Here is a 20396-nt window from a genome sequence, read left to right as displayed (position 1 = left end):
AATAAAAGGGGTACGAGATAAAAATATATAAATACCTTATATTTCATTATTTATGCCTGAAATAAATCATTTTGGTTTAACAAGTTCCCCCGAGGCGCTTCCGATAAACATTCCTATAACATCTGTGCCGTAAACATTCCAGATAACCTGGCTTCCTCCCTGCGTAAATGAGTTATGGACCTGCTGGTTGTTACCCCTGGTTCTGAAGTAATCGTAAAACCCATTGTCAAAGGAAATTACCTTTAAGTATGTTTTGCCGGCCAGATTATCTGTCCTGTAATCCTCTGGAATGTCCATCGTTCTTATTGATACACTTGCCGGCGGATTTTCAGGAGTCTTATATACCTCGAAAAAGTCTGTCGCCAGGCCTGAATAGGAATACTGATTTGCGCCTGTTATGAACCAGGCTGCGGCATAAGCCTCATTTTCCCTGGGGGCAATCCTGGCCTCAATATACTTGCTGTTGACAAGTGTGGCACTGAAAACTGAAGGTTTTACAGGGATCCTGGTGCGTGCATAAATGCTTTTCTCGCCGTATTTTGCAAATAGTTCGTACACATCTCCCGAATGGATCATCATCAGATCCCTGGGCTTATAAATGCCGTCTGCAGTATAAATAATCGGAATGATACTAACCCCGTTAATTTTCAGGTATGCCGTAACATCCTTAAGCTCAGCTTTTTTAATATCAAATTCAGTATTAAGTGGAAGCGTCCGTGTAAATGTCACCCCCTGGAAGAGGGAATCGCTCTTAAGTGATGAAAATACAACCGTCTTTTCCTTATAAATACTGTCCGGCTCCAGTGTCTCTGTCTTCTCGCAGCCCGCAAAAGAAAGAAGAGCAATTGCTAAAAATGATATTATCCCAGTTGTTTTCATGTTAATTTTCACGACCTCAAAATTTTAATGTTACGCCCACAGTAGGCAGAAAAGGGAACAGCGTAATGGAATGGAATTTTGGAAGCGATACTGTTCCTTCCGGGGTCGGCTTTTCAACGTCCGAGGCGTAATAGGCAAATGGATTTTTCCTGTCATATACATTATAAATATTCAGGTACGTCTCTAACTGCAGCTCACTCAAATAAAACCTGTACGTTACATTCAGGTCCAGCTTGTGGTAGTCCGGCAGCTTATAGGCGTTCCTGGCAGTATAATCAAACTGCACTCTTTTGTTCGGGTCCAGGTCAATCGACCCGATCTGGTACTGACTTACCGGAAGCGTGTAGCCCTGCCCGGTTGCAAAGGTCCATGTCAGGCTGAATGTCAGGCTTTCGGAAATCTTATAGGCTGCAAGGACAGATATGTCGTGCCTTCTGTCGTACCTCGGATAAAATATCTGTCCTGCATTAAGCTCGTCAAACTTTCTTCTCGTCCATGAAAGAGTGTATCCGATCCATCCCGAGAGATCTCCCGAGATCTTGTTTAAGAAAAACTCCACCCCGTAGGCCTCACCGTTTCCTTTTGTAAACAGGTCCACAACCGTGCTCTGCGGGTTATAACGCGCGTTGTCCTTAAATTCATACAGGTTTTTCATATCCTTATAGTATCCTTCAACCGAGAAGAAATACTCTTTCTGCCAGAAATATGAATCCACCCCCAGTACATACTGCCTTGAGCTTGATGGCTCAACCCTGTTGGTCGATGGATACCAGAGATCCGTCGGAAGCGATATGTCGTTTCTTACTATCATATGCAGGAACTGGTTCGTAACGGAAAATGCCCCTTTTATTGTGGCCTCATCCGTAAGGCTGTAGGCCATGGAAAGCCTGGGCTCATACTTAAGCTTCTTCTGGTCGTTAAAATAGTATAACCTTAAGCCCGGACTAAGCTTAAAGCGGGAGCTGACCTGCCACTCGCTCTGAAGGTAAACCGCAGCCTCAAAGTTCATAATTTCCTTTTCATTTCCCAGGCTCCTTTCAATAAGCTCGCTGTAGACGTCGCTGTAAATCAGCTTATAATCGTGCAGCGATAAATCCAGCCCCAGCTTCCCCAGGTTGTTTTCAGAAAGATAAAATTCCACATCCTTCTTAAATACCAGGTCCTGTAGTTCAGACGACGAATAATAGTCAGACGTAGTTACCCTGCTCGTAGTGTCGTCCAGAATAGATTTGAAATTGTAGCTGACGTAGCTAAAAGAGGTATTTGAAAACCTGGAATTTGAAAGCACCTGCGACCAGTTCAGACTCACAATTGCATTCTGCCACTGTATATCATAGTTCACCTGGTTGGAAGGGGAGCTGTAAATCTGGTCACGGCTTAAAAGTGCGCTCAAAGAAACAATGTCGTTTCCCGAGGCATTGAATGAAAACTTTGAATTAATGTCGTAGAAATTGTATCTAGGCGCCATGCCGTTTTTATCTGTCATCTTCTGAAAAGCATCATAATACATTTTCCTGCCTGATAAAATGTACGTGGAATTATCATCCATCGGTCCTTCAAGCGTCAGATGCGAATTTATAATGCCAAGGCCAAGTATGCCTTTATGCTTATCCCTGGAGCCGCTTCTGAGCTTAATGTCCAGAACGCTCGAAAGCCTTCCCCCGTATTCAGCCGGGTAGGCCCCTTTTATAAGCCTTACGTTCTGCAGGGCATCAGAATTAAAGGTGCTTGCAAAATTCCCAAGATGCGAGGGGTTGTAAACAACTACTCCGTCAAGAAGTGTCAGGGTCTCATCCGGGCTGCCGCCCCTTACGTAAAGCCCTGAAGAAAGCTCATTGTTCTGCGTCAGGCCCGGCAGCATCTGCAGGCTCCTGAACAGGTCAATTTCACCGCTCAAAGAGGGAAGCTGGCTTAAAAGCCCGGGAGAGACGTCTACGGAGCTGACTTCACCCGATTCGCTTTTTTTCCCTTTTACCACTACCTCCTGAAGCCTTATATCCTGCGGCTCCAGCTCAAGATCGATCCTGATTACGGGCTCTTTGCCACCTGCCGGTAACTCTTTTATCAAAGGCCTGTATCCGAGGCGCCGGGCAACTAAAAGAAATTTTCCGGACTGGACATTTGGAATGGCAAAGTAACCGTACTGGTTTGAAGTGGAGCCTCTTAAAGGGGGATTGGAAAAACTCAGGCTGTCACGGTAGATAAGTACGCTTGAACCTGAAAGAAATTCACCCGTGGTCCTGTCTTTTATAAAACCTGAAACTGTATGGTTAATTCCCTGTGCCTGCAGTTCCCCTGTAAAGCAGAAAGCTATTGAGAAGAGAAATATTACTATTGTGGATCTGAAAACCTTTGGCCTCATCTTTCCGGAAATTCCTCTTGTGAAATATTACTGTTATGGTCAAAAGAACATAAAAAGCCAATTTCAGCGCCGGTCCCGGCGGCTTAAATCCGATCTGAATCCGTTTAGAAATTAGTAAAAACTTATGAAAATGCAAATGGATTATTAAATAATAACCCGAATAACAGGAACTTTTTAGGAGAGAGAAAAATGGAACGGCAGGCTTTCTGCCGTTCCTGGAGTAAGACCATTTTTCTTTAGAAAAAGCTCTTTATTTCGCCAAAGTATTTATCTATATACTTCTCAGCCTCTTCCTGGCTTCTGGCCTCTGTAACACACCTGATGATAGGTTCAGTATTCGACTTCCTGAAATGCACCCAGTGATCCTCAAAATCTATCCTGAGGCCGTCTTCGGTATTGATTTTTTCTTTCGAGTACTTCTCAGTTAGTATTTTTACTATCTCGTCGGGGTCCTTGCCTCCCAGAACAATTTTCCTTTTTGCTATATAGTATTGGGGCAAAGCCTTTTTAAGCTCACTGATGCTTTTCCCGAATTCCAGCAGGTGCTGAAGCGTAATTGCAACGCCCACCAGCGCGTCACGCCCGAAGTGAAGTGCAGGATAAATTACGCCTCCGCTTCCTTCGCCTCCTATAACAGCATCAACTTCTTTCATCTTCTTTACCACGTTTGCCTCTCCGACAGGGGAGCGGAAGACCTGGCAGCCGGCCTCACGCGCAACGTCGTCAACTGCTCTTGTGGTGGAAAGGTTAATTGCAACGTTCCCTTTTTCTTTTGAAAGGACAAACCTTACGGCCTGCGTAATTGTGTTTTCTTCTCCAAAGGGTTCCCCTTTGTCTGTTATTAGAACCAGGCGGTCTACATCGGGATCCACCACAACACCAAGCTCTGCCCCTGAGGCCTTGACGGCTTTCATCGTCTCGGTCAGGTTTTCAGGCAGGGGCTCCGGAAGCCGCGGGAAAATGCCGGTCTTTTCACAGTTCATTTCAATTACTTCACACCCTAAGTCCCTTAAAAGTTCGGGTATTACATACACTCCGGCGCCGTTGACACAGTCGCAGAGCACCTTGAATTTTCTTTTTCTTATTGCTTCAACGTCTATGTGCCTGAGGTTCAGAACGTCATGAACATGCCTTTTCAGCCCCTCTTCATAGTACGTAATTTTACCAATCTTATCCCACGCGGGATAATCGTTTTTTCCGCTTAGGAGGATTTTCTGAAGCTCAAGGTTTTCTTCCGGCGTCATGAACTGCCCCGTGGAGTTCAGGAGCTTTAAGGCATTCCACTCATTCGGATTGTGGCTTGCCGAAATTGCTATTCCTCCTGCGGCCTTAAGTGTCTTAACTGTATATTGAACGGTTGGAGTAGGAACTATTCCTATATCAATTACATCGTTGCCTTTGGCGGCAAGTGTGCCGCTGACTATGCTTCTGACCATCTCGCCTGAAACCCTTGCATCACGGCCGACAACAATTTTTCCTCCTCCGCAAAAGTCTGCATATGCGGAAGTATATTTCACCAGGACTTCTGGCTCAAGTCCATCTCCAATTATACCTCTGATTCCTGAAATACTTACCATCAGGGTAGGCATTGTTCCTCCTTTATTCGAATAAAATAATTTCTAAAAAATGAGTATAAGGATATCTTACAAAGTAAGTAAATAATAATGCAAAATTAAAGATTTTTATCTAAATACAAATTATTTTTATCTTTGTTTATGCACGAATAACTAATTTTTTCCATTTTTCACTTCTGAAACATGTGGATATTTCTTATCACCATTATACCTTTTATTGACGCCTTCGGCAACCTGTTCAATAAAAAGTCTTCCCTCATGGGTGTCCGTCCCATACTGATCTCCTGGAGCAACAATGTTGTTGTCGTCTTACTCGTCCTTTTATTGTCTTATTTCGTGGATTTCAAACTTACAGCTGGCTACTTTATAGCCCTCAGCGTAACCGGTACAATAAATATTTTTGCCACGATCCTCTATATGCACGCCGTTTCAAAAGGGGACATATCGGAAATTATCCCGATGCTCAGCTTTACCCCCCTTTTTATGCTCATTACTTCCCCCATAATTGTAGGGGAGTTCCCAAGGCCTGGCGGAATAGCAGGGATTATACTGGTCGTTACCGGCTCATACCTCCTTAATGTCAATCTCAGGAAAAGGAACTTCATTGACCCGGTAAAGGCGCTTTTCCGAAATACAGGAACCAGGATCATGCTTTTTGTATCTTTCCTCTACAGCATAACTTCAAATTTCGATAAGGTTGCCGTTAATTGCTCCTCGCCTTTGCAGCACCTCTTGTTCCTTAACCTCTACGTTTTCTTAGGCGTAACGGCTATTGTCCTTCTTACAAAAAGCTTTAAGACGGATGAACTCCTCCGCGGGCGGAAAAACCTCCTTATGCTCAGTATACTTAATTTATTGGGAAGCCTCCTTTTCCTCCTTGCAATTACTCAAACCTACGTGGCTTACGTTATTGCCTTAAAAAGAACCTCCGGCATGCTGAGCGTCCTTATCGGCCACTTTATCCTGGGTGAGGCTAACCTGAGAGAAAGGATCCTTGGATCATTTATCATGTTTATCGGCGTCATTCTGATACTTTTTACCTGAATTTTACACTTTTTGGATAAAAAGCACTCCCCGTATTTAATTGCTCTTGTCTGATTCTTCCTCTTTTTAAGTTAGCATGTTTTATTTATATTAAGTAAATAACTAGGACAGAAGGCTATATGGCAAAAAAGTACGACGTTGCCGTTTTAGGAGGGGGCCCGGGCGGCTACGTGGCGGCAATCAGAGCCTCTCAGCTTGGGCTGAAAACGGCAGTTATTGACAAGGATAATCTTGGGGGTATATGCCTCAACTGGGGATGTATTCCAACCAAAGCTCTTTTGAAAAATGTGGAAGTGCTAGATAAGGTTAAACACGCAGCCGATTACGGCATTAAAATCGACAGTTACTCCTTCGACTTCTCAAAAGTCATAAAAAGAAGCCGCGACATCGCAGACCGCATCTCCAAGAATGTGGAATACCTGATGAAGAAAAACAAGATAGACCGCCTGCGGGGATTCGGTCGCCTTACCTCTAAAAACTCCCTCGAGGTCTCGCTTGAAGGAGGCAAAACTGAACAGGTGGATGCAGACAGGATCATTATTGCAACAGGTGCAAGGCCCAGAAGCCTGCCGATGATTCCTGTGGATAAAAAGTTTATTATTACATCAACCGAGGCCATGTCGCTTAAGAGCCAGCCTAAGGAGATGATAATTATCGGCGCCGGCGCAATAGGAATTGAATTCGCCTATTTTTACAACGTCCTCGGCACCAAAGTTACGGTTGTGGAAGTTATGGATAATATTCTTCCCATTGAAGATACGGAAGTAAGCCAGGCGCTCTTAAAAGAGCTTAAAAAACAGGGGATTACTTTCTATACAAGCACAATGGTTGAAAGGGCGGAAGTCAAGGATAACAGGGTGGAAGTTCAGATAAAATCCAAATCAGATGAAATTAAGGTCCTTACGGCTGACGTTGCCCTAAGCGCCGTAGGCGTTACGGGCAACGTTGAAGGCTTCGGTCTTGAGGAACTTGGTGTCGAGCTTTATGCCCGGCATATAAAAGTCGATAAATCCACCTATGAGACTAACGTTAAAGGCGTCTATGCCATTGGAGACGTTATCGGGCCCCCGTGGCTTGCACACGTGGCCTCGGCCGAAGGGATCTGCTGCGTCGAGAAGATTAAGGGCCTTAATCCGCCCCTGGTCGACTACGACTCAATTCCCGGATGCACTTACTGCAGCCCCCAGGTGGCAAGCGTGGGGCTGACGGAAAGGAAGGCCAAAGAAATGGGCTATGAGCTAAAAATCGGGAAATTCCCCTTTATGGCCTCAGGCAAGGCCTTTGCAATTGGGGAACGCGAGGGGTTTGTTAAGGTTATTTTCGACGCTAAATACGGCGAACTTTTAGGAGCTCACATAATAGGCCCCGAGGCAACCGAGCTTATTGCCGAGTTTACGCTGGCAAAAACCATGGAAGCCACTTACGAATCAATTATTAAAACTGTTCATGCACATCCAACACTCGCAGAAACCGTTGCCGAGGCTTCTGCAGCAGCTTATGAAGGAGCTATTCATATATGAGAGAACTTGTCTATTACGACCTGGGGCTTATCGATTACGAAAAGGCGTGGGATCTCCAGAGAAAAACTTTCGATTCAAGAAGAAATAAGGACGTTCCCGATACCCTCTACCTCCTGGAACATCCTCATACGTACACTTTGGGAAAGGTTGCCGACAGGAAAAACCTCATCAGTTCGGAAAACTTCCTGAAGGAAAAGGGAATATCTGTCTACGACATCGATAGAGGAGGCGATATCACTTATCACGGACCGGGACAGATCGTGGGCTACCCGATCCTGGACCTCACGGAGTGGAAACAGGATACCCACCTCTACCTCCGCAGCATAGAGGAGGTTATTATACTTACTTGCCGGGATTACGGTCTTCATGCCGGAAGAATTGAGAAACTTACAGGCGTGTGGATTGAAGACAGGAAAATTGCCGCAATAGGCATTAAGGTCAGCCGCTGGATTACCATGCACGGCTTCGCCTTTAATGTCACAACCGACCTTTCCTTGTTCCAGGGCATCATTCCATGCGGCATTACGGATAAAAGCGTTACTTCACTTTCAAAAGAGCTGGGTTATGATCCTGATATGAACGAGGTGAAGGAAAAGCTTGTAAATAACTTTAAGCGCATTTTTAATTATGACTCAGTACTTTCAAACCAGGAAAATCAGCTTCTTCTTCGTAGTACCGGTTTGTCATAAGCCTTATGTTTTGTATATTACTTCACAACAGGCGGTTATGGACTTTCTGCTTGTATTGTGAATAAATAGTTTGTCTAAAAAATATTTAATTATGCATAAATGCAATGAAAAGAGGGTGCAATGACTAAAAAAGATGTCATAGTTGCTGATAATATAGTTGATGCCGAGATTAAACCGGAAGGCCCGACCGGTAAGAGCGATACCTTTGGAGGGCTTACAAAGGACGAGCTTATGAACGCCCTCAGGCTGATGTATACCTCCAGGCAGATCGACATGAAATCAATGACCCTGCTTAAACAGGGGAAGTCTTTTTTCCATATCGCCGGAGCAGGCCATGAGGCAGTTCAGGTGGCCTGCGGCCTAGCTATGAGAAAAGGACTCGACTGGGCTTATCCCTACTACCGCGACCTGGCGTTCTCACTGGCCGTGGGAATTAAACCAGAAGAGGTCTTCCTGGCTATGCTGGCTAAGGCTGATGACCCTATGACCGGAGGGCGCCAGATGCCCTGCCACTGGGGCCATAAGGAGTTCAATATCCCCACACAGTCAAGCCCAACAGGAACACAGTTCCTTCAGGCCGTTGGAACAGCCCTTGCCAGTGTCCGCACAAACTCAGGCGCCGTGGTCTACGTCTCAAGCGGCGAAGGTACAACAAGCCAGGGTGAATTCCACGAGGCCGTCAACTGGGCAAGCCGAGAAAAGCTCCCGGTAGTATTTGTAATTGAAAATAACAAATACGCCATTTCTGTACCCGTAAGCCAGCAGTCGGGAGGAAAGGATAACTCAATTTCCGAGATGATGAAAGGCTATGAAAACCTGCTCAGGCTAAGAGTGGAAGGAACCGACTTCCTTGCCATGCATGCCGCGGCTCAGACGGCTTTTAAGTACGCAAGACAGGGCAAAGGCCCCGCTTTAATTGAAGCCGAATGCATCAGGCTCCTTTCCCATTCATCTTCTGACGACCAGAAAAAATACCGCGACCTCCTGGAAATAGAAACGGACTCAAAACGTGACCCTATTGAAAAGTTCTCACAGTTTTTAATAAAAAGAGGCGTCCTTACGGAACTTGCCTTTAACGAGCTGAAAAAAGAGGTCAATAACCATATCGAGGAGGCCTCGGTCTGGGCTATGAGCCGCCCCGACCCGAAAGCTGAAACCGCGGCCCATTACGTTTACGACGAAAGCGGCAAAAAAGACCGCCTGGACTACGAGAAAACCAAGCCCTCCGGAAAGCCCGTCGTGATGGTTGACGCAATTAACCACGCTCTGCGAGAGGAAATGGAAAGAAACGATAAGATCTACCTTTTCGGCGAAGACGTGGCAGACCTCAAAGGAGGCGTCTTTTCTGCAACAAAAGGCCTTTCCACGCAGTTCGGAACTGACAGGGTCTTTAACTCGCCTCTTGCCGAGGCAAGCATTGTGGGTGTTGCTATAGGTATGGCACTCTCGGGACTTAAGCCCGTAGTGGAAATCCAGTTCGGGGACTATATATGGCCCGCATTCATGCAGTTCCGCGATGAAATGGTTACATACCGCTACCGCTCAAATAACTTCTGGGAGGCTCCCGTCGTAACGCGCGTGGCAGTAGGGGGCTTTATTCATGGCGGTCTTTACCATAGCCAGAATATTGAAGGCTTCTTTGCCCATATGCCGGGGCTATACATAGCTTACCCTTCAAATGCCGCCGATGCAAAAGGGCTTCTTAAGACTGCCTTAAGGCTGAATGACCCCGTCCTTTTCCTGGAGCATAAGGGGCTCTACCGCCAGAGCTATTCAACCGTGCCTGAACCCGATGCAAACTACCTTCTTCCTTTCGGCAAGGCCAGGACTGTAAGGGAAGGAACAGACGTAAGCGTTATTACATACGGCGCAATGGTGCACGAATCGAATTTTGCGGCTTCCAAACTGGAAGAAGAGGGCTACTCGGTTGAGTTAATTGACATCCGTACAATTAACCCGCTGGATGAAAATGCGATTTTTGAATCCGTTAAAAAGACCAGTAAAGCCGTTATTGTGCATGAGGATATGCTGACCGGGGGCTTCGGTGCCGAAATTGCGGCCCGCATTGCCGACAGATGCTTCCAGTACCTGGACGGGCCTGTAAAAAGAATTGCAGCCATGGATACACACGTACCGTATCACCCGAACCTCGAGAATACGGTCCTCCCGACCAGGCAGAGGATCTATAAATCATTAAAGGAAATTCTGGCTTATTAAATCAGATGAGGAGGATCTAAGCTAAAGAATCCCGGAGGGATGACTTGTCAGTAGAAAAGAACATGTCTCCCACAATTTTTTGAGCCCTGGAAGGGCGGCTTGCACTTTTATTGAATAAATATTTATAAGAGGGATGAAATGAAAATTGATGTTGTTATGCCTAAAATGGGGGAGAGTGTCAACGAAGGCACAATTATAAAATGGCATAAAAAGCAGGGGGATACCGTTAAAAAAGACGAGATCATTTTCGAGATTTCTACAGATAAGGTCGATACCGAAATACCTTCCCCGGCAGACGGAATCCTTTCCGAAATCAGGGTCTTTGAACAGGAAACTGTCCAGACGGATACCGTGGTGGCTGTAATTGAAACCGAGGCCTCCAAAGCCGTGCCTGCCCCGGCGCAGCCGCAGCCCCCGGCAGAACCCCCTCAGCCTGTGTCCAGGCCTCAGCAGAAGGAAACTCCTTCCACCAAACAGGCAGGAGGAAGCCTCGTTGATATACCAATGCCCAAGATGGGCGAATCCGTCATGGAAGGCACAATAATCAAATGGCATAAAAAGCCGGGCGATACGGTTAAAAAAGATGAGACCCTTTTTGAGATCAGTACAGATAAAGTAGATACTGAAATCCCGTCTCCCGAAAACGGCGTCCTTGCCGAGATCCTGGTTCAGGAACAGGAGACCGTCTCAGTGGGCACAATTGTAGCCAGAATTTCAACTACAGGAGGAGTTGTTCAACAGTCAGCACGGGAAAGAGTTGAAGAGCCTGTTGTAGCGCCAGTAAAAGATGAGGTCCAGACTCCGGCCCCCCTGATCGAAGAATCTGTAAAGGAGGCAGGAACCGTCGTTGAGTACTATAAGGAACCCCCAACGGAAAGAGCACCCGAAGGAATGGGTACATCAGGAGGTAGGTTTTATTCTCCTTTGGTCCTCAATATCGCACAGAAAGAAAACGTCGGCTTTGATGAATTAAACAGACTTAAAGGCTCAGGCATCGAAGGACGTGTTACAAAAAAGGATATCCTCGACTATATTTCTAAAAGGGGAAAGACTGAAGCCCCAAGGCCTCGCGCCTTAACGGCTGAAGAGATTAGGCAGGAGCCCCATGCTGCCTACTACTCAAAAGCCCCGGAGGAACGGGAAAGGCCAAAGCCCTCTGCTCCATTGCCTCAGCCTGCACCAGTAGGCGGAAACACAGAAATGATTCCAATGGATAACATACGGCAGAAAATCATGTACCACATGGTTAAAAGCCGCGATACGTCTGTCCATGTAACTGCCGTTGTGGAGGCAGATGTGACAAAAATTCACAATTTTATCAAAAACAATAAAGATAATTTCCTAAAAAGAGAAAATATCAAGCTTACGTATATGTCATTTATTGCTTATGCCTGCATTAAAGCATTAAAAGAGTATCCGTACCTGAATTCCACAATTGATGGCACTAATATTGTACTAAAAAGGTTCATTAACCTCGGTTTTGCCGTCGCGGTGGAGCCTAACGGGTTAATTGTTCCGAATATTAAAAATGCTGACGAAAAGAACATTGTTGGACTGGCAAGGGCAATTGCTGACTTAAGTAATAAAGCCAGAACTAAAAAACTGACTCCTGATGATATTTCCTCGGGCACTTTCAGCATTACCAACTATGGCGTTTTTGGAACACTCTTCGGTACGCCTATTATCAATCAGCCGGAAGTCGCAATCCTGGGAGTCGGTACTGTTACCAAAAAGCCGGTCGTTCTAGAAGTCGACGGTACTGATACTATTGCAGTAAGACACATGCTCTATTTATCCCTCAGCCACGACCACCGTCTTGTAGACGGTATGCTGGGCGGAAAATTCCTTAAATTCATAAAGGATACTTTGGAAAACTTCGATTCTTTTGAAATTTAATTAAACAAACGGGAATTTTCTCCGAATTAAATTTTACGGAATTCGTTTTTTAGTTTAAATAATTTGCTTAAATTTATTACCGTAATTCTTCTTTTGTAGGGTAATTGTGCTCTGCAACTGTTTTATAGAAAGGTTGAGCGCTTTGACAAATCAGAATCAGAAAATAAATCAGTACCAAAAAAATTATAAAGAGTCGGTAGAAAAAGATAAAGACGAGCTGGGTAAGAAACCTGAATGGCTGAAGGTCAGGCTCCCTATAGGGGAGAATTTTTCGGACGTTCATCATTTAATGAGATCTTCAAAGCTCCATACAGTCTGCGAAGAAGCTAGATGCCCTAACATGGGCGAGTGCTGGAATGCCCGTACGGCCACGTTTATGATACTGGGCGACACGTGCACACGCAGCTGCGGATTCTGTAACGTGAAACTCGGGCTCCCAAACCAGGTCGACCTGGATGAACCAAGACGCGTCGCCGAGGCTGTTGAAACACTTCAGCTCAGGCATGCCGTTATTACGTCGGTTAACCGTGACGAACTTAAAGACGGCGGCTCAACTATTTTCTCTGAAACCGTACGCCTAATACGCCAAAAAGTGCCCGGCTGTACGGTCGAAATCCTTATACCCGACTTTAAGGGTTCAGAAGAAGCTTTTGAAATTATTATGAAAAATCCGCCCGATATACTGAACCATAACCTTGAGACCGTAAAACGCCTCTATCACGTCGTCAGGCCCCAGGCGAAATACGAAAGAAGCCTTGAACTTATTAAATGGTTTAAGGCCCGCGGCCTGAGAACTAAAAGCGGTATTATGGTCGGTATCGGCGAACGCACCGAAGAGGTCTTAAGCCTAATGCACGACTTGAGAGAACACGAGTGCGATATTTTAACAATCGGACAGTACCTGCAGCCTACAAAGATGCACCTGCCGATTGACAGATACGTGACTCCTGAAGAATTTAAAATGTACAAAGACGAGGGGCTTAAAATGGGCTTCAGAGCCGTCGAAAGCGCTCCTTTGGTCAGGAGTTCTTATCACGCAGATAAACATGCAAGAGAATAAAAATGAATCTTTATTATCTAAACTCATCCATGATTATTCTTTCTGATATATAATTGGAATGAAAGGTTACTGATTTCCCGGTAACCTTTTTTGTTTTTAAATAAAATACGGGGTACCATAATGGCTAAGGTAAAAGGAGATATCATCGTTGATATCGAAAAATGCAAAGGATGCGAACTTTGCAAAGTAGCTTGTCCTCAGAACTCCCTGGAACTTTCACGAAAAATTAATACTAAAGGGTATCACTACATCGTGAGGGTGGAGGATAACTGTACAGGATGCACTAATTGTGCTCTTGTATGCCCGGAAGGCATAATTAAAGTCTACAGAAAAACCTTGAACAAAAAGGAACCGGTAGCAATAATAACTAATGTAACTAACGATATAACAGTGACGGTGCAGCAATGAAAGAATTAAAACTTATGAAAGGAAATGAGGCACTGGCTGAGGCTGTAATACGCAGCGGATGCGATGCTTACTTCGGATATCCTATTACACCACAATCAGAAGTACTGGAATATCTTAGCGCCGAAGCTAATAAAAGAACCGGTATGATTGTGCTTCAGGCAGAAAGTGAAGTGGCTTCTATTAATATGGTCTATGGAGCCGCTGGCACTGGTAAACTTGCTATGACCTCATCCTCCAGCCCTGGCATTAGCCTTATGCAGGAAGGTATCTCCTATATCGCATGCGCTGAACTGCCATGCCTTATCGTTAACGTCATGAGGGGTGGACCTGGTCTCGGAACTATACAGCCTTCTCAGGGCGACTACTTCCAGGCCGTCAAGGGCGGCGGACACGGCGACTATAAGATGATCGTTCTGGCACCTTCAACCGTGCAGGAAATGGTGGACTATGTACGCCTGAGCTTCGAGCTGGCTTTCAAATGGAAAAACCCTGTTATGCTCCTGGCCGACGGCGCACTGGGACAGATGATGGAAAAAGTCGAGTTCTTCGAACAGCAGCCTAGAAAAACTAAGGTTGAACCCTGGGCTACTGTCGGAAAACCTAAGGACAGGGAAAGAAATATCATTACTTCTCTTCATATACAGCCCGATAAGATGGAAGAAATTAACCTCCACCTCCAGAAGAAATATAAGGCAATTGAAGAAGAGGAAATAAGATTTGAAGCAATTAACTGCGAGGATGCCGACATTATTCTTACTGCTTTCGGCCTTGTGGCCAGAATATGCCAGAAGGCAGCCCAGCTCGCAAAGGAAAAGGGAATTAAAGTTGGCGTCTTCAGACCCCAGACTCTCTTCCCGTTCCCTTATGAGGCACTTTCAAAACTCTCTTCCAGCCCGAAATTAAAGGGTATACTGGACGTTGAAATGAATGCCGGTCAGATGGTCGAAGACGTGCGCCTCGCCGTCAACGGCAAAACAAGAGTAGAATTTCACGGCAGAATGGGCGGCGTCGTCCCTAGTCCTGAAGAAGTTCTCGCTAAAATTGAAGAAAAATTTGTGGGAGAATTGGTATGAACGAGAAAACAATGTTAGAAGAATCCACTCTGGATGCCGCAGCTAACGAAGAAGTGATCTGCTGCCCGGAAAACGTGGTCTATGAAAAACCGGACACACTCACCGATACCCCGATGCACTACTGCCCGGGCTGCGGACACGGTGTTGCTCATAAACTTATTGCTGAGGTTATCGATGAACTCGGCATTCAAAGCCAGACCGTCGGCGTCGCCCCGGTCGGATGCGCCGTGTTTGCTTATAACTACCTCAATATCGATATGCAGGAAGCAGCCCACGGACGCGCCAGCGCTGTGGCTACAGGTATTAAAAGAGTTCTGCCCGAAAAATTCGTCTTCTCATACCAGGGCGACGGCGACCTTGCGGCTATCGGCACCGCCGAGACTATACATACCTGCAACCGCGGTGAAAATATACTAATCGTTTTCATAAATAACGGCATCTACGGCATGACAGGAGGTCAGATGGCCCCGACTACACTGCCCGGAATGAAATCCACTACTTCTCCTTATGGCCGCGACGTCGAAACAATGGGTAACCCCTTGAAAATTACAGATATCGTTGCTACACTGCCAGGCGTTTACTATGCAACCCGCTGCGCCGTTAATACTCCAAATAACGTCAGGAAGGCTAAGAAGGCTATTACTAAAAGCTTTGAATACCAGAAGCTTAATAAGGGACTCTGCTTTGTTGAGATAGTCTCTAATTGCCCTTCAAACTGGAAGATGACACCATCTCAGGCTAACAAGTGGCTGGAAGAAAATATGCTTCCTTACTACCCGCTTGGCGAATTAAAAGTACCTAACGATAAGGAGAAATAAAATGACTGAAGAAATCATTATTGCAGGCTTCGGCGGTCAGGGTGTGCTCTCAATGGGACAGATCCTTTGCTATTCAGGCGTAATGGAGGATAAGGAAGTAAGCTGGATGCCTTCCTACGGACCTGAAATGCGCGGCGGTACAGCTAACTGTATCACTATTATCAGCGATACACCTATTAGCTCGCCCATCCTTACAAAGTTCGATACTGTTATTGCGCTTAATCAGCCTTCTTTGGACAAATTCGAGTCGGCGGTTAAGCCCGGCGGACTTCTTATTTATGAGGCCTCCACCATCCTTAATCCGCCCACCAGGAAAGACATTGACGTGCTCCCGATTGAAGCCGCCAATGAGGCAACAAAGATGAATAATTCAAAGATCATGAACATGATCGTCCTTGGTGCCTTCCTGAAGAAAAAACCCATAATTGCAATGGATAATATCCTTAAAGGGCTTAAGAAAGTGCTCCCAGAAAGATATCATCACCTCATTCCTCTTAATGAGCAGGCCTTAAGAAGAGGAATGGAATTAGCCGAAAGCGTAAGCGCTGCCGTCTAAATACATCACTTTTATCCGGGAGGTCCCTGTGGGGTGCCTCCCGGAAACTTTTACCGCTCAAACAGCCATTTTTCCGCTCATAAAAATTATCCTGTTTTCCCTTTATTTTTTGTCCTGCCTGCCTTAAGTTTTCATACAACAGTCAGGGGAATTAATGAAAATTGCATTTTTTACTCTTTGCTTGCTCTCTTCATGCATTATGGCTCAAACAGGCTACACTTTGAGCGGCCGCGTTTTTGACGATGCATCAGGCAGGCCTCTTGCAAATGTTAACGTATACCTGTCAAACTCACTCCTCGGGGCAATGTCAAACGACAGCGGATACTATAAGATTTCCGGCATACACGAAGGGCAGTACGAAGTCGTTGCCTCGCTAATAGGCTATAATACAAAAAGCCAGGTCATGTATTTCGATAATGCACGCCAGCAAAAGAAGGATTTCAAAATGAGTCCCGCGACTTATGTCCTTGAGGGCATCAGTGTTACGGCTGAAGACCCGAAGGAATGGCGGAACAACTACAACCTTTTCCGCGGACTCTTCCTTGGGAAATCCTCCTTTGCAGAGGAATGTGAAATTGAAAACAAAGAGCTGATAGATCTGAAGTGGGAAAGCTTCGACATACTGAAGGCCAAAGCAAAAGTGCCCGTTACAATTATAAATAATGCCCTGGGCTACCGCCTGAACTGCATACTGGAAGACTTTACGTGGGACAGGGCAAACCAGATGGTAAACTACATTGTAAAACCCGGATTTTCACTCCTTGCACCAAAGAGTCCTCAGGACACTCTTAAATGGAAGCAGAACAGAATGAAAGCCTACGAACTTTCCACCGAGCGCTTTCTTCAAAGCCTCATTGAAAACGACTATTTTGAAAAAGGCTACAGGATTTATCTCGACCAGTATCCCAAAGCACAGAACTACGCCGGCATGAGCTCGGAAAGAATAAATGCCGATGACCTGATCTACAAAAGCAGCAGATCAAAAGGGGATGAATACACGCTTAAATTTAAGGGCTTTCTGAGAATTGAATACAACCACGAAACCACCTGGCTCAGGATGTTATATCCCGAAATCACTATGGATAGCAAAGGCAACGTAAAAGAGCTGATCCCGTTCCAGGTCTTCGGCGCCTGGTCGCATACAGGTATAGCCAACATGCTCCCACAATACTTCATCGCCGAATAATAGAATAGCATTACGAAACATTTATTGCTGTATGGCGAGCGGCGGCTCGCCCGGATTTGATTAAATTTCGCCCGCATCCTTTGCTCTTCCTAAGAGTACCGGAGGTACGACTTGTCTGTAGACAATGGCAGCCTCACCCCCACCCATAGAGCTCCGGAGGAGCGGCTTGTAGGGATTTTGTGCCATAATTCACTCCATAACGAAGATTAAGCATAAGAAAGGAAAGAGCACCAGATAAACAACCGCTTTTTTTTCTGGTATTTTACTTGAAAAGTCCATCTGACTGCTATGCCCCCGTTGTTCCTGAATTAAATTACTGATTCCCCACAAAAGATCCAAAGAGTTATTTAATCAGATATTAATTTACTTTTTAAAGGCATTTTATTCCATTCCGGAGTTATATTTGCAACGAAAAAAAAGGTTATTGGGGCGTATATAATTATCATATTGATCAAAAAGAAGTCAGGTAAAAAAAGGAACCATGAAAAAATATACTATTTTGTTTTTTGTTTTTGTGCTGCTTATATCGGGAAGTCTTTCCGCTCAGAATTTTCAAAGGGGAAATGGACAATTTAACGCTGCAGGAACAATAAGCGGCAGCATTATAGATTCAGTAACGTCAAAACCTATTGAATATGCCACTATCTCAGTCATGAGGAATAATGACCCTAAAGTAATTACAGGTTCTATTTCCGACATACAGGGAAAGTTTATTGTTGAGAAAGTACCGTTCGGACCTTTTAAGGTAAAAATATCCTTTATGGGTTATAATACTCTTACAAAAGATTCGGTGATTATTACTCCGCAGAGGCTCTCGGTTAATCTTGGAGTAATCAAAATCTCACAAAAATCTGTGCAGCTAAAAGGCGTTGAAGTAACGGCACAGAAAGGCGCAGTTGAATTTGCAATCGATAAAATGGTGGTTAACGTTGAAAAAACACTTCCTGCTGCTGGCGGTTCGGTTATAGACGTCCTAAAGAATACCCCTTCCGTAAGCGTGGACATGGATAATAACGTAAGCTTAAGGGGCAACACAAACCTTACCATTTTACTGGATGGCCACCCTTCAGGTGTAACTGACTCAAAAATGCTCGAGCAGATCCCGGCAAGCGCAATTGAAAAAATTGAAGTAGTAACAAATCCTTCTGCTAAATATGATGCAGACGGAACAGCAGGCATCATTAACCTTATAATGAAGAAACAGGCTGAAATGAACTGGAACGGAATGATCCAGGCTAATGCCGGTACCAGGGATAACTACGGCAGTTCTGTTAACTTGAACTTCAGACAGAATAAATGGAATATTTTCGGTAGCTATGACAACCGCTTTAACACAAGAGGAATGAGCGCCACACTGGACAGGCGTACTACTCTTGCAGAGGGGACCAGCAGCATGCACCAGGAAATGAACGGCAGATCCGGGGGATTTTCCCATAACTTAAAGCTGGGAGCAGATTATTCCATAAATGAACAGAATTCATTAAATACAACTTTGCTTTTCAATTTAGGAGGCGGCAATTTTAATCACTCCGCCGTGAGCGTTAACGACGGGCTGCTGCCCGGCTCCTCTGTCACAGGTTATACAACGCGTAACCACTCGGAAAGCAATGGCCAGTCACTTGACTATACGCTGGATTACAAGAAGAAATTTGATAAACCTGATGAGGAACTTACTGCCGACTTTTATTTTTCAAAATCAATTAACAGCGACAGTACAGACAGGGATATTCTTAATACATACATGGCACAGAATCTTTCAGCAGGACCTGAAAAGCAAAACACTTACTCCGATAACTCCAACAGGCTTATTTCCTTTAAGACTGATTTTGTTTCCCCGGTCGGTGAGGCGGGTAAGTTTGAATCGGGTTATAAAGTTATTTTCAGAGAACGCAACCTAAATTACAACGTCGAGAACTACGACTACAGCGTGAATAACTGGGTTAACGACCGCAGCCAGAGCAACGCTTTTCTTTATAAGGAACAGATCCACGCTGCCTATGTAATGTATTCCGGTCAAATAAACAAATTCAAATTTCAGACCGGATTAAGATTGGAAGAAGCACTTACACGCTCAGTTCAGCAGACACTGAATAATGAATATAAAAAGGATTATTTCTCATTTATACCGACTATTCATCTTTCACAGGAACTCTCAGAAGGACAGGAACTAAAACTCAGCTATAGCAGAAGACTTAACCGTCCTCCGCTTCAGATGATAAATCCTTTTATAAGATATATGGATCCCCAGAATGCATGGGCAGGAAATCCATATCTGAAACCTGAATATACAGACTCATATGAATTCGGCCATAACCTTATAGTTAATCAGTCCTCACTGTTTTCAAACGTGTTCTACAGACGGGTTCATGATAATATAAACCAGTTTACAGACCTTAATGAAAACAATGTAACAGTTTCTACTTTCCGCAATATTGCCGGTGTTACTTCCTATGGAATTGAGTTTAACGGGTATACCTCTCTTTTCAAATGGTGGACTCTTAATGGCGGATACAGCTATTATGGAACAAAGTTCGATCCCAATACACCGGGCCTGAGTAATACAAGTACAAGCAGGGTGTGGAATGCAAGACTTACATCTATGATAATGCTCGGCTGGGATATGGACCTTCAGTTCAACTGCTTTTATATGTCGAAAAATGTTACTCCGCAGGGAAATTCCAAAGGAATGTTTTTCTCCGATCTCGGCTTAAAGAAATCTTTCCTTGAAAGAAAATTATCTGTCAGTCTTAGAGTAAACGACGTCTTTAATGCAATGAGATTCAGAAATGAAACCCTCGGCACAAATTTCTCGGCTGTTAACAATTTCAAGCCTCAGAGTCAGATATTTACATTATCCTTTCAGTATAATATAAATAATTACAGTCCTAACCGTGATCGCAGGCCTGAAGATGATAATGGTGCGCGTGAATATGAAAATGTAGGACAAAACAGATAATTATTTATCGTGATAATCACACAGCTTTATAAGGGTTATACATTCTTATTTATGTATAACCCTTATTCTTGCCTGAAACCTTTGCAAAATTCATTAACATAGATCTCAGCTGGTAACAATAAAGTACCGGAATATGTGCCATGCAGAATAAAGAAGCC

15 protein-coding genes are annotated in these 20396 nt (G+C 44.7%); 12 read left to right on the top strand and 3 right to left on the bottom strand.

Annotated features, from left to right (window positions below):
* Nucleotides 1–66 precede the first annotated feature (66 nt).
* From HF312_08185 to glmM, 3 genes are all read right to left on the bottom strand, one after another.
* On the bottom strand, nucleotides 67–879 hold the full coding sequence (locus HF312_08185; protein ID MCU7520186.1) for a DUF4249 family protein: 813 nt from the start codon (nucleotides 877–879) through the stop codon (nucleotides 67–69).
* A gap of 16 nt (nucleotides 880–895) precedes the next feature.
* Nucleotides 896–3241 (bottom strand): TonB-dependent receptor, encoded by a 2346-nt coding sequence (locus tag HF312_08180; GenBank protein ID MCU7520185.1) that lies wholly within the window; start codon nucleotides 3239–3241, stop codon nucleotides 896–898.
* Nucleotides 3242–3477: 236 nt separating this feature from the next.
* Nucleotides 3478–4830, bottom strand: a complete 1353-nt coding sequence (gene glmM / locus HF312_08175) for a phosphoglucosamine mutase (protein ID MCU7520184.1) — start codon at nucleotides 4828–4830, stop codon at nucleotides 3478–3480.
* A 168-nt stretch (nucleotides 4831–4998) separates the two neighbouring features.
* Between glmM and HF312_08170 the strand changes: the two genes are divergently transcribed.
* The 12 genes from HF312_08170 (at nucleotide 4999) to HF312_08115 (ending at nucleotide 20238) form a co-directional block, all read left to right on the top strand.
* Complete coding sequence (locus HF312_08170) at nucleotides 4999–5859, top strand: EamA family transporter (GenBank protein MCU7520183.1); 861 nt, start codon at nucleotides 4999–5001, stop codon at nucleotides 5857–5859.
* Nucleotides 5860–5978: 119 nt separating this feature from the next.
* Complete coding sequence (gene lpdA / locus HF312_08165; GenBank protein MCU7520182.1) at nucleotides 5979–7379, top strand: dihydrolipoyl dehydrogenase; 1401 nt, start codon at nucleotides 5979–5981, stop codon at nucleotides 7377–7379.
* Nucleotides 7376–8068: a lipoyl(octanoyl) transferase LipB gene (gene lipB / locus HF312_08160; GenBank protein MCU7520181.1), complete on the top strand. Its 693-nt coding sequence runs from the start codon at nucleotides 7376–7378 to the stop codon at nucleotides 8066–8068. Before lpdA ends, lipB begins: the two co-directional genes overlap by 4 nt.
* A gap of 120 nt (nucleotides 8069–8188) precedes the next feature.
* The gene (locus HF312_08155) at nucleotides 8189–10285 is read left to right on the top strand and encodes a tungsten formylmethanofuran dehydrogenase (GenBank protein ID MCU7520180.1); all 2097 of its coding nucleotides are present in this window, start codon (nucleotides 8189–8191) and stop codon (nucleotides 10283–10285) included.
* A 138-nt stretch (nucleotides 10286–10423) separates the two neighbouring features.
* The gene (gene sucB / locus HF312_08150; GenBank protein ID MCU7520179.1) at nucleotides 10424–12181 is read left to right on the top strand and encodes a 2-oxoglutarate dehydrogenase, E2 component, dihydrolipoamide succinyltransferase; all 1758 of its coding nucleotides are present in this window, start codon (nucleotides 10424–10426) and stop codon (nucleotides 12179–12181) included.
* A 163-nt stretch (nucleotides 12182–12344) separates the two neighbouring features.
* Nucleotides 12345–13241 carry a lipoyl synthase gene (lipA, locus tag HF312_08145; GenBank protein ID MCU7520178.1) on the top strand — a complete coding sequence of 299 codons (897 nt, stop codon included), beginning with the start codon at nucleotides 12345–12347 and terminating at the stop codon, nucleotides 13239–13241.
* Between the two features lie 120 nt (nucleotides 13242–13361).
* Entirely contained in the window at nucleotides 13362–13649 is a 288-nt protein-coding gene (locus tag HF312_08140; protein MCU7520177.1) for a ferredoxin family protein, read from the top strand.
* On the top strand, nucleotides 13646–14722 hold the full coding sequence (locus HF312_08135) for a 3-methyl-2-oxobutanoate dehydrogenase subunit VorB (GenBank protein MCU7520176.1): 1077 nt from the start codon (nucleotides 13646–13648) through the stop codon (nucleotides 14720–14722). The genes HF312_08140 and HF312_08135 overlap by 4 nt, the downstream gene beginning before the upstream one ends.
* A complete protein-coding gene (locus HF312_08130) occupies nucleotides 14719–15540 on the top strand; it encodes a 2-oxoglutarate oxidoreductase (GenBank protein ID MCU7520175.1) in 822 nt (273 codons plus the stop codon). The genes HF312_08135 and HF312_08130 overlap by 4 nt, the downstream gene beginning before the upstream one ends.
* A gap of 1 nt (nucleotide 15541) precedes the next feature.
* Nucleotides 15542–16096, top strand: a complete 555-nt coding sequence (locus HF312_08125) for a 2-oxoacid:ferredoxin oxidoreductase subunit gamma (protein ID MCU7520174.1) — start codon at nucleotides 15542–15544, stop codon at nucleotides 16094–16096.
* Between the two features lie 154 nt (nucleotides 16097–16250).
* Nucleotides 16251–17282 (top strand): carboxypeptidase-like regulatory domain-containing protein, encoded by a 1032-nt coding sequence (locus HF312_08120; protein ID MCU7520173.1) that lies wholly within the window; start codon nucleotides 16251–16253, stop codon nucleotides 17280–17282.
* A gap of 481 nt (nucleotides 17283–17763) precedes the next feature.
* Nucleotides 17764–20238, top strand: coding sequence for a TonB-dependent receptor (locus HF312_08115; GenBank protein ID MCU7520172.1), 2475 nt, complete (start codon nucleotides 17764–17766; stop codon nucleotides 20236–20238).
* Nucleotides 20239–20396: the final 158 nt, after the last annotated feature.

Source organism: Ignavibacteria bacterium (assembly GCA_025612375.1).
Taxonomy (GTDB): Bacteria; Bacteroidota; Ignavibacteria; order Ignavibacteriales; family SURF-24; genus JAAXKN01.
The sequence above is the reverse complement of the archived record's forward strand: the minus strand, read 5'-3'. Positions and strand labels throughout refer to the sequence as shown.

Excerpts from the sequence above, each read along its gene's own strand:
- HF312_08185 (MCU7520186.1), bottom strand. The coding sequence starts at position 879 with ATGAAAACAACTGGGATAATATCATTTTTAGCAATTGCTCTTCTTTCT.
- HF312_08180 (MCU7520185.1), bottom strand. The coding sequence starts at position 3,241 with ATGAGGCCAAAGGTTTTCAGATCCACAATAGTAATATTTCTCTTCTCA.
- glmM (MCU7520184.1), bottom strand. The coding sequence starts at position 4,830 with ATGCCTACCCTGATGGTAAGTATTTCAGGAATCAGAGGTATAATTGGA.
- HF312_08170 (MCU7520183.1), top strand. The coding sequence starts at position 4,999 with ATGTGGATATTTCTTATCACCATTATACCTTTTATTGACGCCTTCGGC.
- lpdA (MCU7520182.1), top strand. The coding sequence starts at position 5,979 with ATGGCAAAAAAGTACGACGTTGCCGTTTTAGGAGGGGGCCCGGGCGGC.
- lipB (MCU7520181.1), top strand. The coding sequence starts at position 7,376 with ATGAGAGAACTTGTCTATTACGACCTGGGGCTTATCGATTACGAAAAG.
- HF312_08155 (MCU7520180.1), top strand. The coding sequence starts at position 8,189 with ATGACTAAAAAAGATGTCATAGTTGCTGATAATATAGTTGATGCCGAG.
- sucB (MCU7520179.1), top strand. The coding sequence starts at position 10,424 with ATGAAAATTGATGTTGTTATGCCTAAAATGGGGGAGAGTGTCAACGAA.
- HF312_08140 (MCU7520177.1), top strand. The coding sequence starts at position 13,362 with ATGGCTAAGGTAAAAGGAGATATCATCGTTGATATCGAAAAATGCAAA.
- HF312_08135 (MCU7520176.1), top strand. The coding sequence starts at position 13,646 with ATGAAAGAATTAAAACTTATGAAAGGAAATGAGGCACTGGCTGAGGCT.
- HF312_08130 (MCU7520175.1), top strand. The coding sequence starts at position 14,719 with ATGAACGAGAAAACAATGTTAGAAGAATCCACTCTGGATGCCGCAGCT.
- HF312_08125 (MCU7520174.1), top strand. The coding sequence starts at position 15,542 with ATGACTGAAGAAATCATTATTGCAGGCTTCGGCGGTCAGGGTGTGCTC.
- HF312_08120 (MCU7520173.1), top strand. The coding sequence starts at position 16,251 with ATGAAAATTGCATTTTTTACTCTTTGCTTGCTCTCTTCATGCATTATG.
- HF312_08115 (MCU7520172.1), top strand. The coding sequence starts at position 17,764 with ATGAAAAAATATACTATTTTGTTTTTTGTTTTTGTGCTGCTTATATCG.